Genomic DNA, 15571 nt, shown 5'->3' with positions numbered 1-15571 from the left:
CTGATTAAAATCAGGCTTCGCAAAGAAAGGGTTTAGCTTTTATCTCTCGGTACAAAATCAAGGACTGTTGCATTAATACAGTAACGATCGCGACCTCTTGGACCTTCACCTGGAAATAAATGTCCTAAGTGTATGCCTGTACTTTTAGAGCGAAGCTCAATGCGTGTCATCCCCCAGCTGCTATCGTCGTGCTGTGTTACGTTGTTTTTTACAGGATGAGTAAACGACAACCAACCAGTACCTGAGTTAAACCTATCGCTTGTATCAAATAGTGGCTCGCCACTTAATTTATCAACAAAAGTGCCGTCTGGTGTATTTTTAAACTCTTTGTACTCTTTACAGTAAGGTCTATCTGTTCGTGCATCAAATGCAACTTTATAAGCATCACTGTTACCTAATTTAAAAGCGCCTAATGCTTTATAAAACTCTTCAGGCGTTGCATAACCTTGACGGCCATATACCTCAATACCATTTTCTAAAAACAAAATGGTCGGTGTTGCCCACGTGGCTGACTTAATAGTTAAATCATCAAGTTGGTCAGCATGGCGAAACGACATTGGTATTGTCCCTTTGTAATCATTTGCGACTGCTTTTTTAAACTTTTCACAGTATGGGCAGTATTCACGTGAATCTAAGACTACGATTTGTTTCCCTGATAATAAAGCCGTGTTATCTACTTTTTCTACAGGTGTTTTATTAAAAACAACACCGGTAGAATGATCGGGACAATAGCCATTAGGGTTCTTTTCTAAATAATTTTGATGATACTCTTCTGCCGATACAAAACCTTGAAGCGGTTTAATAACTGTTTCAATTTTGCCATAGCTTGCATCAGTTAAAAGCTGCTGATATTGCGATTTAACTTGCTCAGCTACTTTAGCTTGTGCATCAGTAGTCGTTAATACAATTGAGCGATATTGAGTACCAATGTCGTTACCTTGGCGATTTTTTTGTGTAGGGTCGTGACTTTCAAAATAGTTTTTTAAGAGATCTTCTGCTGAAATTATATTGCTGTTATACATAACTTGTACAACTTCAGCATAATTGTTCTCGTCAAAACGACGAGACTGATCAGTAATATTTCTGTAGGTAGCTTTAAAGCCATTGCCGTCAGCGTACCCCGATTCAGCATCAATAACGCCATTAAGCGCTTCGTAGCGTTTTTCGGCTCCCCAAAAACAACCCGATCCAAGTACAATGGTTTCTACATGCATGGTGGCTTCTACATTACTGTGCTCAACCTTTTCCATAGATAAAGCAAAGCTGCCTGCGCTAAATATAATAGCAGCGCCTGATAAATATAATAAATGCTGGTGTTTCATAAAGTACCTCTTAAACAAGTGCGTGCTAACTAAGACCTCCTTATCCTAATTTTCATTTCAACCTAATTACTTATTTAGTACGAAACGTATTAAGTTTTGGTCCTCAATAAGTTAAATACGATTAATTGAATATAAAAACACTCTTAAAGTAAGTTGGGCAATAAACATAACCACTTAGTCGCAATGGTGTAAATAAATTAATAAAACTGTGTTACGTTTAAATAATGTTGTACAAATAGGTTTATTTAATGAAGCCAGCTCCTCATATTTATGCATTAACAAACAGTAGTTTACTGTTTGATGCATCGCATTTAGACGCTACAGATAGACTCTCTATTCAAAAGAAAATTTGGGCTTTAGCTAGCCACTGTAAAAGCACTGATGAATTTAGCGATTTAGTGCCAGCCATGAACTCGCTCACTCTTTATTTAAAATCAGATAAACACTTAAATAAGTGGGTACAAGTGCTACCTTCGCTGTGGAATGATATTAAAACGAGTACTTTTAAGGGGCAGCATCACTTAATCAAAACCTCATACAAGGGTGAGGACATTAATTACGTGGCTCGCTATCATAATTTAAGTGCCGATGAAGTTATTAATATTCATAGTAAAACCAAGTACTACGTTTTATTTTTAGGCTTTCAGCCCGGTTTTGCTTACCTACATGGCTTAAATGAGCAATTACATACACCAAGACGTGATGAGCCACGTACTAGGGTTCCTAAAGGTTCTGTTGCGATAGGTGCTGCACAAACCGGCATTTACCCCGCAGATACCCCAGGTGGTTGGCATATAATAGGCCATACAGATACTGCTTTGTTTGATTCGACCTCTGAGCAACCTTGTTTAATTCAACCAGGCGATACGCTTGAATTTGTTCCGCTCGTTAATAAAGGAGCAAATCATGATTAAAGTACTTAAAAGTGGTGTATTACTTACAATTCAAGATTTTGGCCGTGAGGGCTACCGCCATTTAGGTGTAAGCAAAGCGGGCAGCCTAGACCCTTATGCACAAATAATTGCTAATAGATTACTTAACAATAACGACAATGATGCCGTTTTAGAAATAACTGTGGGTTTTTGCGAACTGGAATTTACCTGCGACACAGTAATTGCGCTTCATGGTGCAGATTTGCAAGCAACCCTTGATGGACATGCAATTTATCCTGGTTGGACATACACAGTAAAAAACAAACAAGTCCTAAGTTTTGCTACTGGTAGAGCAGGCTTAAGAGCTTATTTAGCAGTGAAAGGCGGTATACAAAATGCTGAGGTTATGGGTTCTAAGTCTACAGATTTAAACGCATGTTTTGGTGGTTTTGAAGGTAGATCTCTCACCACTGGTGATGAAATACCTATTACTCCTTATTATGGAGAGTTTATAAAGGTAGGCGCAATTGCTCCCGCCCAGCGCAAGCTTATACGACTGCACCCAAGTCCTCATGCCAACTTATTAGGCGAGCCTTTACTTAACAACTTTGTATCTACCCCATTTAAAGTTAGTAGTAACAGCAACCGAATGGGCGTAAGGCTTGAGCATAAAAATAATTTGGGGCATTCGCACTCTTTGCCATCATTAGGGGTGAGCCCTGGGAGTATTCAATTACCACCAAGTGGAGAGCCAATTGTGTTACTAAATGATGGCCAAACCACAGGGGGCTACCCTCTGTTAGGGACTGTTATTGAAGCCGACTTACGTCAATTTGCACAATTTAGACCTTTAGATACTGTTGAGTTTAAATATGTAACGTTTGAAGAAGCAGCAAAGGCGAAGCAGAAACTTGACGGACACCTACATCAATTGAGCCTTGCACTTAAAAATAACCTATAAAATATTCTAGAATCAACACGCCCTAGATTTTAAAAATAGGTACCATGTAATAAAGGTTCAAATTCAGACGGCCGTTACCTTACTCGCCGTTAATATTATTTTAATGTATAGCTTGGTGTTTAATGACTAAATCAACTTCTACTATGCCGTGTGTATTAATAACTGGCTTTGCTCCTTTTGGTGGCGAAGCTATAAACCCTTCTTGGCAAGCAGTGCAAAAACTTGATGAAACTATCATCATGAAACACAAAATATGCACACTAGAACTTGCCTGTGAATTTAATACGTCTATCAGTCAGCTTATAAACGCCATTGAGTCGCACAATCCGGCGGTTGTTTTATGTATAAGCCAAGCTGGTGGGCGCAGCGAAATATCAATTGAGCGTATTGCAATAAACGTTGACGATGCACGCATTAAAGACAATGCAGGTAAGCAGCCTGTCGATACACCAATAGAAAAAAATGGCCCTGATGCCTATTTCACAAACTTACCAATAAAGCGCATGTTACAAGCATTGCACAACAGCAATATACCTGCTGCCATTTCCAATACGGCAGGTACGTATGTATGCAATCACGTTATGTATGGCCTTATGCATTACATAAATGATCACTGCGCTGTAATGAAAGGTGGCTTTGTGCATATTCCTTATTTACCAAGCCAAGCTGTGCACCACAATGGCGCACCTAGCATGTGTGAAGACACTGTTATTAACGCGCTAAAAGTGATGATTGCACAAGCTTTGAACAATAATAACGACGTAAAAATAGCAGCAGGCACCACGCATTGACCACTTTGGTGCGGTTACATATAACTTGGTGCATAAATTATTCTTAATTAATTGTAAAAGCTATGTGACTTGAGTAATTTTTTCTGATAAAACAAGGTTTCGCAGCACAGCAAATTGGCTTTGCTGCACACATAATAGGAATGAGGAGTTACTATGTGTTCAATTTTTGGGGTATTAGATATTAAATCTGATCCCGCTCAATTGCGTACCCAAGCAATTGAAATGTCAAAGCTGCTTAGACACCGTGGCCCAGATTGGTCTGGTGTATATGCATCTGAAAAAGCTATTTTAGTACATGAGCGTTTAGCTATTGTTGGTGTATCAAGCGGTGCACAGCCTTTATACAATCCTGAAAAAACAAATATTTTAGCGGTTAATGGCGAGATTTATAATCATAAAGAACTTGCAGCAGAGCTAGATGTTGATTTTACTTTTCAAACTCAATCAGACTGTGAAGTTATTTTAGCGCTTTATAAACAAAAAGGGCCTGACTTTTTAGATGATCTAAATGGCATTTTTGCATTTTGTTTATACGATGAAGAAAATGACGCTTACTTAATTGGCCGTGACCATATTGGTATTATCCCGCTTTACACTGGTCACGACGAGCACGGTAACTTTTACGTTGCTTCTGAGTTAAAAGCACTTTCTCCAATTTGTAAGCATATTGAAGAATTTCCACCAGGGCATTACCTGTACAGCAAAGATGGCAAAATGACACCTTATTACAAGCGTGATTGGGAAACATTTGATGCAGTTAAAGATAACAGCGCACAAGCACAAGACGTTAAAGATGCATTAGAAGCGGCCGTTAAACGCCAGCTAATGTGTGACGTGCCTTACGGTGTATTACTTTCTGGTGGTTTAGACTCATCGGTTATCTCTGCTATTACCCAGCGTTTTGCTGCAAAACGTATTGAAGATAACGACGAAAGCGATGCATGGTGGCCTAAGTTGCATTCTTTTTCAGTAGGCCTTGAGGGTTCACCTGATTTAGCCGCGGCCCAAAAAGTAGCTGACATGATTGGTACTATTCACCACCCTATCATTTTTACCATTCAAGAAGGTATTGATGCACTGCGTGAAGTGATTTACCACATTGAAACGTATGATGTAACAACGATTCGTGCCTCTACACCTATGTACTTAATGGCTCGCCAAATTAAAGCGATGGGCATTAAAATGGTGTTATCTGGCGAAGGTGCTGATGAGCTATTTGGTGGTTACTTATACTTCCATAAAGCCCCTAACGCACAAGAGTTTCATGAAGAGCTAAACCGTAAAGTATCAAAACTGCATATGTTTGACTGTTTACGTGCTAATAAATCAATGGCAGCATGGGGCGTTGAAGCACGTGTACCGTTCCTTGATAAAGAATTTGTTGATGTTGCTATGCGTATCAACCCTGAAGCCAAAATGTGTAAAGATGGCAAAATTGAAAAACACATTTTACGTGAAGGTTTTGATGGCTACTTGCCTGATGAAGTGCTATGGCGCCAAAAAGAGCAATTTTCAGACGGTGTTGGTTACAGCTGGATTGATACGTTAAAAGAGTTTGTAAATGAGCAAGTGAGCGATCAAGAGCTTGCAAATGCTAAATTTAAATACCCTATTAATACGCCAGATTCAAAAGAAGCTTACTACTACCGTACTATTTTTGAATCGCACTTTCCGGGTGATGCATCAGCTGAATGTGTGCCGCATGGTAAATCGGTAGCGTGTTCGACTCCTGAAGCACTTGCATGGGACGCATCGTTCCAAAACAATGCAGATCCATCAGGTCGTGCTGCGGGCGTTCATAACGACGCGTATGCAAGCAAAGGATAACACTCTTTTTTTAACGAAGCGTAAGCCCAAATGGCTTACGCTTCGCTTTATAAAACTCACTTCCACCGAATCTGTTTTTTATAGCCCTGCAAATAACTTAAAAGGCTCTAGTGCTTTAATTGTTATTTATAAAATTGGGTTAACATCAAAAACAATGCAATATATTGCATCACAATCAAACCACCCTGCTACCGTATTTTTAAATGAAAATGAGATAACTAAACGCCATTGTAATATTCGCTGGTTTAACCAAACAAGTGAAATTAAACGCTGTGGGCATGGTACTTTAGCGGCCGCTAATTTTTTAATAAAGTATTTTGGTTATTGCCCTGAAGTATTTACATCAATGAGTCATGAGCGCTTTACTATAAGAGTAAAAAAACAACGCGCCCAGTTGTTACTAAAAAGTATAGAGCCAAAAAAAAGCGAATTAGCTAAAGGTGAGTTAAAAAGTGTGTTTTCAACCGCAATAAAAGCAGCCTACAGTACCGGTGATAAAAACGGTTATACGGTTGTATTATTTAATAAAGAATTTAATGAAGAATTTAGTAAAGACGTTGAAAAAGACGATTTAAAAAGCTTACATGTTGATTTTAAGGCTTTGAGTAAACTCCACAAAAATGCAGTTATAGCGCTTAGTATAAAAAATAAAGACAAGAAAAATGCCATAACGCATTTTAGATATTTTGCCCCCCAGTTTGGAGTAAATGAGGACAGTGCAACGGGCTCTGCGGTATCTGTTATTGCCCCCCTGCTATTTAGACTATACGGTTTAAATAAAGCTAAACTTATACAGAAATCAAATAATGGCGCATTGCTAAGCTATGAGCTTAACAATGCTAAAGTTGTCATTTACTAGGGCGTGTTGACCTTTGTGGATTGAAATTTGTTCAATCTAGGGGCGATTAAATCGCGGCGCGAGGTTTGTAACCTAGTGGGCTAAGTAAAAATCGAGCAACAAAGAGTTAATCGTCCCTAGAAAGAACCCTAAGGGCAGCGCATGTTTGCCATTTATGCTGCGTTATCGCCTATTTATGTGGAATAACCACACTTCATAGGCTCTGCCTTGCCTAAAAACCAAACATACTGCTGCAAATTCAACTATCAAAGATCAACACGCCCTAAACATATTAAGTAAACGTTTAAAGCGGCCTTAATAAACACAGAGCAAAATAGTTACTATCGTCTTGCCATGTTTGCTCTAACTTTAAATTAGCTTGCGCTGCAAGCTGCTTAAACGACTCGAGCGTGTACTTGTGAGAGTTTTCTGTATGGATACTTTCGCCTTCTATAAAGTCTATTTGCTGATCATTTATAATCACGCTTTGAGTACAGTTACTTACTAAATGCATTTCGATACGGCTATGGTGCTCATTAAAGCGTGACTCGTGGCTAAAGTTATCCAAATTAAATGTGCCGTTTAGCTCGTTATTAATACGTTGTAGTAAATTTTTATTAAAAGCGGCGGTGATTCCCGCTTTATCGTTATATGCATCAAGTAACACTTGGCGCTCTTTTACTAAATCAACTCCAATTAGTACATAACCGTCTACACCGCATAAGCGATGGAAATTATTCATAATTTCTATGGCTTTAACTGGGGCAAAATTACCAAGAGTAGAGCCCGGAAAGTACACCAAATTGGTTTGACTATCTAAAGCGGTGTCTTTGGTTAGCTGTTTAACCATTTGGCTATGTGTAAAGTCTCCTAGTAATGGCGAAATTGCCAAATCTGGAAATAACGGTGACAAATGTGCAAGTGAATAACTGAGCATCTCCTCAGAAATTTCAAACGGTACGAAGGTTTTTACGTTTGCCATGTGCGCTAATAAATACGCGACCTTTTTACCCGAACCACACCCAGGCTCAATAATAGAAAGGTTTTCAGGTAGCATTTGAGCAATTGACTGCGAGTATTGCTCTAAAATAGACAGCTCCGTACGTGTAACATAATACTCTTGTAAGGATGTTATTTGCTCGAATAATGCAGCACCTTTATCATCGTAAAAATACTTACACGGAAGCGTTTTTTGTTGTTGAGTTAATCCGCTTATCACGTCGTTTAAAAATTCAGTGTCGGTTATGTTACTTTGTTTAATCGCTGTTACTTGGCTCATACTATATCCTTAGCTAGTCTTATCCCGCTGCACATCCACGCTTGATGTGGGTAATAAAAATTTCTGTATGTTTGTCGTAAATGGTTTTGAGGGGTAAACACACACCCGCCCCGTAACACCATTTGGTTATTCATAAATTTACCATTGTATTCCCCTGCTACTCCTTCAATAGGCTTAAAACCGGGGTATGGCAAATATGCACTGTTTGTCCATTGCCAACATGAATCCGTTAACTGCTTTATTTCAGTATCATCTTTTGCTTGTTGTGGTGTTAGGTAGTTATTATTAGTGTCTGTTAAAGGTGTATTTTTAGCTGCATATTCCCATTCGAACTCTGTAGGCAAGCGAGCCCTTACAAAATTAGCATAGGCGCTGGCCTCAAAATAACTAACATGGCTGATGGGGGCACTTAAATTTAAAGGCTGCAATCCATAGTGTGTAAACTCAAACCATTCGTTATTTATGCAATGCCAATATAATGGATGCGTTAAACGAGTGTTTTGAATATGCGCCCAACCGTCGCTTAACCAATATTGTGGATTGCTATATCCACCGGCATTTATAAAGTCTAAATATTCACCATTAGTGACCAATCTATTAGCAAAACTGAATGGATGAATTAGTACTTGGTGTTTGGGGCACTCGTTATCATATGCAAATTCATCGTCGGCATTTGTGCCAATATTAATAATGGCTTGTTCAAAATTGATAAAATTAAGGGGTTTAATATCAGCTGATTTTTTTTGGCTATTTAAAAGCGATGTTTTATATTGAGGAAATATTGGATTTACTGAAAAGTTATATTTGATGTCCATAAGCATTAGTTCTTGATGCTGTTGCTCGTGGTGTAACCCAAGTTCAATAATATCTTTAATGTGCGGGTTAACGTCAGTCTTAAGTAATTCAATCACGCGGCTATCTACATGTTCTCTGTAAGCTAGCACTTCGTCTAAACCTGGCCTAGATAAGCTTCCTCTGTTTGCCCGTTTAAATTGCTCTCCAATCCCATTGTAGTAAGAATTAAAAAGCATTTTATAGTGAGGGTTAAACACTGCGTACTGTTTACAATGAACACTAAGTAAAAACGTTTCAAAAAACCACGTGGTATGCGCTAAATGCCATTTAGTAGGACTGGCATCAGCCATAGCTTGTAATTGGCAATCTTCTACAGTGAGTGGTTCAATAATAGCTAGGCTTTCGTCTCTAACGCTGCAAAAGCGTTTAACAAGTTCGTTTTGATTGGTATCGTTTGTAACGCTTTCACGCATAATAGTATTAATCCTTTGCCTATCTATTTATAAAATATAGCTTAGGGCATGCTGAGCTTTTTGGATTGAAATTTGTTCAATCTAGGGGCGATTAAATCGCGGCACGAGGTTTGTAACCTAGTGGGCTAAGTAAAAACCGAGTAACAAAGAGTTAATCGTCCCTAGAAAGAACCCAAAGGGCAGTGTATGTTTGGTATTTATGCAGCGTTATCGCCTATTTATGGGGAATGACCACACTACATAGCCTCTGCCTTGCCTAAAAACCAAACACACTACTGCAAATTCAATCGCCAAAATTCAACATACCCTAATGTTGTGTTAAATCATATTCATATTACAACTTGATTAAAGATGCTTATCGGCTTATAAATTTATAATAGCCTTGAAGAGAAATTTGCTCTTTGCTAGCCGGCTTTTGATTATTTTTATTTGCATGCAAGCATGAAAAATAACGCATAAGCTGTTACCGAACCGCTAAGCTATAAAACTAGGAGCGATTAAATCGCCCCTAGATTGAACAAATTTCAATCCAGAAAGATCAACACGCCCTAATATTTAAGCATTAATTAAGCTACTTAAAAATGATCTTTTTTTACTTAACCAAGTAAATTAATACTTTTAATAGCAAACTAAATTTTAACGTTCACTGAATTTTTAAATTTAGGGCTTTTAAATGAAAGAATCATGAATTTGGCCATATAAACAGCGTTTTAAATACAAATTCATTTACATTTAATATTTAACTCATACACTACTAGCTGTATGATCACGCTTCAAATTAGTTAGTCTTCAAATAATTACGGTATTACTTTTTACCTAATATTTAAAGACTAATGTAATTCGATATGACGCCGAATTTATTTTGGCTTGTTAGGACAACTAAAGAGGTATTGCATGAAGGAAAATCATGACAAATATAGTATTGACAACACGGATTACACCGTAGGTCAGGACAACGTACAAAAGTGGGGATTTGATATTCACAACCCTGTTTTTGGAACTAGTGCGGGCCTGATTGTCATCTTTTTAATCGCCATACTTGTTACCGACCCACAAACTGCAAAAACAGCGCTTGATAGTATCAAGACCGATATTATTAATAATTTTGATGCCCTATTTATGTGGGCTGCTAACTTCTTTGTACTCTTTTGTTTAGCACTTATTGTTTCTCCTTACGGTAATATTCGCCTTGGTGGTGATGACGCTAAACCTTCTCACTCTCGCGTTTCATGGCTTGCTATGTTATTTGCTGCGGGTATGGGTATCGGCCTTATGTTTTGGGGCGTTGCTGAACCAGTTGCTTACTTTACTGGTTGGTACGAAACACCGCTTAATGTAGCCGCTAATACACCAGAAGCTGCAAAATTAGCAATGGGCGCAACTATGTTTCATTGGGGTCTTCACCCTTGGGCTATTTACGCAGTTGTTGGTTTATCTCTTGCGTTTTTTACCTATAACAAAGGTTTACCGCTTTCAATTCGTTCTATTTTTTACCCTATATTAGGTGATAGAGCGTGGGGGTGGCCTGGTCATATCATTGATATCTTAGCTGTACTTGCTACGTTATTTGGCCTTGCAACATCTTTAGGTTTAGGTGCGCAGCAAGCTTCTGCAGGTATTAACCATGTATTTGGTACAGAAGGTGGCATTGGCTCTCAAATTTTAGTTATTGCGGGTGTAACACTTTTAGCCATAGTCTCTGTGGTTCGTGGTATTGACGGTGGTGTGAAGCTACTAAGTAATGTAAATATGCTAATTGCGTTTTCATTATTATTGTTTGTATGTTTAGTAGGCTTTGCCGTAGCAATGGGTAATGTACCAACTACCGTGATGGGCTATGTAGAAAATATTATTCCATTGAGTAATCCTCACGGTCGTGAAGACGAAACATGGATGCATGGTTGGACTGTGTTTTACTGGGCTTGGTGGATTTCCTGGTCACCGTTTGTAGGTATGTTTATCGCGCGTGTATCACGTGGTCGTACAATTCGTGAATTCTTAATTGCGGTTTTACTTATCCCTACTCTAGTTACTGTTTTATGGATGTCTATTTACGGCGGTATTGCGATTGATCAAGTAGTTAATGGTGTTGGTGCGTTAGGCACTAATGGTTTAACTGAAGTACCTTTAGCTATGTTCCAAATGCTTGATGAATTACCTCTATCTAATATTTTATCGTTTATTGCAATTTTATTAGTGTTGGTATTTTTCATTACGTCATCTGACTCTGGTTCATTAGTAATTGATTCAATTACAGCTGGCGGTAAAATTGATGCACCGGTACCACAACGTATATTTTGGGCATCGGTTGAGGGCGCAATTGCAGCTGCTTTACTTTGGATTGGTGGCACACAAGCAATTGAAGCACTACAAGCAGGCGCTGTCTCTACAGGGTTGCCATTTACTATTGTATTATTATTTATGTGTTTAAGCTTAGTTTTAGGTTTACGAACTGAGCCTCGCCCAGTTAAATAATATTTCTAGTAAGTAATACTTTTAATTAGTAACGAAAACGCCGCAATTTTTGCGGCGTTTTTTTGTTAGGTCATTAAAAGCTAGAGCCACAGCTCTGAGATTGGAGTATCTACACGATAATGATAACTCAGCTGCGCTTGTAAAAGTTCTGCTGTAGCAAGTGCATCCGTTAACGCATTGTGATTTTGATATGCTGGTAGGGAATAACGCGCACGGCAATCTGTTAGCCTAAGAGAGCCTAATTTTGTGTTAAACAATCGCCCTAATAACCCCTGCCTTGCTTTTAGTGCTCTTTTTTCTATTTCCATTGTATCAACAAGTGCAAACTCAATACCTTCTTTAAGCCTTAACAATAACGCATTATTTAAAAAGTGACGTTCTATTGCTGCATAATGCACCACGACAACTTTACCACTGAGCGCTTCAAGTAAAGGCTCTATAATTTGATTAAAGTCGGGGGCGTCGTCCACCTCAGAGTGCGTTATTCCATGTATTAAAATAGACTCTTCATGAAGGTTTCGCCTAGGCTGCACAACCCAATGCCGACTGTGCTTACAATAAATGCGCTCTAAATTGAACGGCACTAAACCAACACTCACTATATCGTCGTTTTGGCTATTTAAGCCTGTTGTTTCAAAATCCATTGCTACAAAAGGCACGTCTTTTATTGCAGCTTTGTCTTGATTATAAGCACCCGCATAAAAGTGTTTTAGGAGTTTATTTTTGGTGCTATTGGCAAGCTCGTTATACCTAGCTTGCCAATCAATTGCTTTATGATTACGCGGATTCATAGGCTACTTCACACCAGAGTTTGCTGTGTAGCTAAATTTTAAATAGCTTTGTGCTTTTTCTAAAATGGCGAACGCCTCTTTTAAGTTTCGTTGCTCGAACGGAGAAAGTAAATGTGGATCTAAGTCGTTATCGGGCTCTTCGCCCTTCTCTATTTGCCACGCTTGATGGCGAATTCGCATCATGGCAATATACTCAAGTGCATCACGTAAATCTTGCGCTTTACCCTGTGGTAAAAGTTTCGCTTCAATAATGTCTTCTAGCCGCTCAAACGAATTTTGTTTACGCGAACCAATAGCTAATGCGTGCACGCGAATAACATCAGAAAGAGGTGCAGTCCCTCTTCGCTTTAAGTTCATTGAACGCTTATGTTGGCCATTATGCTCCATAACAAAGCCTTTAAAGAAACCAAGTGGAGGTGTTCTATTTCTAGCATTTGCTGCCATATTAGCTAAAAATACGCGATTTACTTTACTTTGTTTTGCTATAAATATTTTAAGCTCGTCGGCCCACTTGGTTTTACCCCACACACCGTCTAAGTCAAAAAATATAGAACTATTAAGCAGTGCTTGTGGTTTTGGCTGCGCTATCCAATCTGCAAATTGATCGAACCACTGTGAGCGAGTTTTACGCCATTTTTTAAACGACGCCATAATTTCTCCATCACAGTAGGTGTAACCACACTGCGCTAAACCATCACACACAAAATCGGCAATATTTTGAAAATACGCGTTATGTTTTTCGTCGTCGTAACTGTCATCTAAAATAAGCGCGTTGTCTTGATCGGTTACAATTAGTTGCTCGTCTCGAGCCATTGAGCCCAGAGCAATAAAACAGTAAGGCACAGGAGGTGGCCCAAACTTTTCTTCTGCTAATACAAGTAGTCTTTGTTTAAATGTACGCCCTATAACAGCCATGGCTGTACCAACCATGTGTGAGTTTGCATCTTCATTCACCATACGAACAAACACATTGGGCAATTGGCGTGCATAATGCGCCAAATCCTCTATTGTTTGTTGAGCCAGTATGCCACGTACAAGTAATAAGCTACTTTGGGATTCATAACGCAAAATATCAGAGAGGGAGATAACGCCTATTGGGCGTCTTTTTTGTACTACTGGCAAATGATGTAAGTTATCTCTAAGCATGGCCAATACGGCTTCGAAAATATAGTCATTAGCATCTAAAAGCACTAAATTAGTGGACATAATGTCTTTTGCTTGCGTGTTAAAGGCAAGGCCTTTAGCCACTACTTTAGTGCGTAAATCCCTATCGGTTATTATACCAACTACTTGTCCGTCATCTTCTTCTGGGTCATCATTTATGGGTTTATTTACATCGGTTACCAACACTGACGATACCGCCTCTTCGGTCATTAATTTAGCGATATCTTGTATCGTAGAGGTTGCATCTACGGTGACTACATCTCTGTGTATTAATGATTTTACCTTCGCGGTTGTCAGGTCATTGCCATCGGCTTGCTCGACAATAGCTTGATGCAAACGCACGTTACCGTCTGTTTCGAAGTAATCAGCAAACGCATCAAACTCATCACAGTAACGATTAAATAGCTCAACATTTATGCAATAAACTAACGTATCTTCCAGAGCAGTTGCAGGAAAACGCACCTTACGGTTCATCAATAAACCCATTTGACCAAATATACCTGCGGTAGCCAAACGATTGTACAGCTCGCCATTTCGGCGATACATTTCTACAGAACCACTTCTAATTACATACAAATCAGAAATGTCTTGTCCAAAACTCAAGATATCTGTTTTTGCTCTAAAATAAGCCACTTCTACTTGTTGAGCTAGCTCATTAAGCGCTTTTTGAGGTAAGTCATCAAAAGGAGGATGTTGTGCTAAAAATTGTGCGATTTCAACTTGTTCGGCTTGCATAAATCCCTTCCTGTATGCGCATTAAAATGACTAAATCTATTTTGCAGATTAACACTATCATCGGGGTGTGAAAACAATTACTGCACAATTTTGGGCACAAAAAAAGAGCCTAAATAGACTCTTTAAATGTAATACTTATTGTAAGAATTTATTTACCGCGCTGAGCGTCTTTTTGGGCTTTTTTAGCTTCTTTACGTTGTTGTAAAACAGCTTGTGCTTCATTACCAATATGGCCTTCACCACGCGCTTGCGCTAATTCTATTTGCTTTTGGCGCTCTGCAAAACGTGCGCGTTGTTCGTCCGTAACTTCTTCAATACAATGATGACAAGAGACGCCTTCCATGTATTCAGGCTTTAACTTTTCGTCTTCTGTAATTGGCATACGACACGCGTGGCATTGATCATAAGAACCTTTTTGTAAGTCGTGATCAACCGCAACGCGATTATCAAATACAAAACACTCGCCTTCCCACATGGTTTCTTCTTTTGGCACTTCTTCTAGGTATTTTAAAATACCGCCTTCAAGGTGATAAACTTCATCAAAACCTTGCTCTTTCATGTAGGCTGTCGATTTTTCGCAGCGGATACCGCCAGTACAAAACATCGCCACTTTTTTGTGTTTTTCAGGGTCTAAGTTTTCTTTTGCCCACTGTGGAAATTCACGGAACGTTTTAGTATTTGGATCGACCGCATTTTGAAATGTACCAATTTCAATTTCGTAATCATTACGTGTATCAATTAAAATTACTTCAGGGTCAGATATAAGTGCGTTCCACTCATTTGGCTTTACATAGCTACCCACAACTTTAAGCGGATCTACGCCTTCAACGCCCATCGTTACAATTTCTTTTTTTAGTTTTACTTTAGTGCGGTAAAACGGACATTCATCGTCGTAAGATTCTTTTGTAACGATGTTTTTTAAATTTGGTTGCTCATCTAGCCATGCTAATAAGTTGTCTATCCCTTCACGTTTTGCAGAAACAGTGCCGTTTATACCTTCGGCAGCGAGCAATAAAGTACCGCGTACTTCATTTGCTTCCATCACTTCTAGTAATGGCTTACGGATAGCTTCAAATTCAGGTAAACCTACAAACTTATACAGCGCACATACTACAAAGTGATCGCCCGTTACATTATCTTTATGAACAACAGTCATTATATTTCCTATTTTGCCTTGTTAGCCAATATTGGCGTTTACCGAATCGTAAATCCGGCGCATATGGGGCGCGTATTTTACGCTTTTTTAGT

The 15571-nt window shown here is 38.9% G+C and carries 12 protein-coding genes and 1 pseudogene; 7 read left to right on the top strand and 6 right to left on the bottom strand.

Going from position 1 to position 15571, the window contains the following annotated elements:
* Positions 1–32: 32 nt before the first annotated feature.
* Positions 33–1322 (bottom strand): peptide-methionine (S)-S-oxide reductase MsrA, encoded by a 1290-nt coding sequence (gene msrA / locus JG479_RS07555; RefSeq protein WP_039489755.1) that lies wholly within the window; start codon positions 1320–1322, stop codon positions 33–35.
* A gap of 248 nt (positions 1323–1570) precedes the next feature.
* On the opposite strand from msrA, the gene pxpB reads away from it, so the two are divergent.
* The 6 genes and pseudogenes from pxpB to JG479_RS07525 all read left to right on the top strand — a co-directional run bounded on the left by pxpB (position 1571) and on the right by JG479_RS07525 (position 6632).
* Positions 1571–2236 (top strand): 5-oxoprolinase subunit PxpB, encoded by a 666-nt coding sequence (pxpB, locus tag JG479_RS07550; protein ID WP_200220250.1) that lies wholly within the window; start codon positions 1571–1573, stop codon positions 2234–2236.
* Positions 2229–3155 (top strand): biotin-dependent carboxyltransferase family protein, encoded by a 927-nt coding sequence (locus tag JG479_RS07545; protein ID WP_149602675.1) that lies wholly within the window; start codon positions 2229–2231, stop codon positions 3153–3155. The genes pxpB and JG479_RS07545 overlap by 8 nt, the downstream gene beginning before the upstream one ends.
* Positions 3156–3189: 34 nt before the next feature.
* Positions 3190–3285 (top strand): annotated as a pseudogene (locus JG479_RS20280) (5-oxoproline transporter, DUF979 family subunit); the annotation flags it as partial.
* On the top strand, positions 3278–3946 hold the full coding sequence (gene pcp / locus JG479_RS07535) for a pyroglutamyl-peptidase I (RefSeq protein ID WP_200220249.1): 669 nt from the start codon (positions 3278–3280) through the stop codon (positions 3944–3946). The pseudogene JG479_RS20280 and the gene pcp, both read left to right, overlap by 8 nt.
* 153 nt (positions 3947–4099) lie before the next feature.
* Positions 4100–5773, top strand: coding sequence for an asparagine synthase B (gene asnB / locus JG479_RS07530; RefSeq protein WP_200220248.1), 1674 nt, complete (start codon positions 4100–4102; stop codon positions 5771–5773).
* Complete coding sequence (locus JG479_RS07525; protein WP_200220247.1) at positions 5757–6632, top strand: PhzF family phenazine biosynthesis protein; 876 nt, start codon at positions 5757–5759, stop codon at positions 6630–6632. The genes asnB and JG479_RS07525 overlap by 17 nt, the downstream gene beginning before the upstream one ends.
* A gap of 283 nt (positions 6633–6915) precedes the next feature.
* On the opposite strand, the gene egtD is transcribed toward JG479_RS07525, so the two are convergent.
* Together egtD and egtB are read right to left on the bottom strand one after the other, a co-directional pair.
* Positions 6916–7890, bottom strand: coding sequence for an L-histidine N(alpha)-methyltransferase (gene egtD, locus JG479_RS07520; protein ID WP_200220246.1), 975 nt, complete (start codon positions 7888–7890; stop codon positions 6916–6918).
* On the bottom strand, positions 7887–9158 hold the full coding sequence (gene egtB / locus JG479_RS07515; protein ID WP_200220245.1) for an ergothioneine biosynthesis protein EgtB: 1272 nt from the start codon (positions 9156–9158) through the stop codon (positions 7887–7889). The genes egtD and egtB overlap by 4 nt, the downstream gene beginning before the upstream one ends.
* Before the next feature lie 894 nt (positions 9159–10052).
* Here egtB and JG479_RS07510 point away from each other — a divergent pair.
* The gene (locus tag JG479_RS07510) at positions 10053–11633 is read left to right on the top strand and encodes a BCCT family transporter (protein ID WP_007376589.1); all 1581 of its coding nucleotides are present in this window, start codon (positions 10053–10055) and stop codon (positions 11631–11633) included.
* Between the two features lie 80 nt (positions 11634–11713).
* Here the strand turns inward: JG479_RS07510 and JG479_RS07505 are convergent, their stop codons facing one another.
* The 3 genes from JG479_RS07505 to trhO all read right to left on the bottom strand — a co-directional run bounded on the left by JG479_RS07505 (position 11714) and on the right by trhO (position 15479).
* The gene (locus JG479_RS07505; protein ID WP_024595068.1) at positions 11714–12424 is read right to left on the bottom strand and encodes a 3'-5' exonuclease; all 711 of its coding nucleotides are present in this window, start codon (positions 12422–12424) and stop codon (positions 11714–11716) included.
* A 3-nt stretch (positions 12425–12427) separates the two neighbouring features.
* The gene (locus JG479_RS07500) at positions 12428–14323 is read right to left on the bottom strand and encodes a DUF294 nucleotidyltransferase-like domain-containing protein (protein ID WP_039489770.1); all 1896 of its coding nucleotides are present in this window, start codon (positions 14321–14323) and stop codon (positions 12428–12430) included.
* A gap of 148 nt (positions 14324–14471) precedes the next feature.
* A complete protein-coding gene (gene trhO / locus JG479_RS07495) occupies positions 14472–15479 on the bottom strand; it encodes an oxygen-dependent tRNA uridine(34) hydroxylase TrhO (protein ID WP_002961191.1) in 1008 nt (335 codons plus the stop codon).
* Between the last annotated feature and the right edge of the window lie 92 nt (positions 15480–15571).

Source organism: Pseudoalteromonas sp. LC2018020214, from assembly GCF_016598755.1.
GTDB classification, from domain to species: Bacteria; Pseudomonadota; Gammaproteobacteria; order Enterobacterales; family Alteromonadaceae; genus Pseudoalteromonas; species Pseudoalteromonas distincta.
Note: the sequence above shows the minus strand (reverse complement) of the source record. Positions and strands in the feature narration are given on the sequence as shown.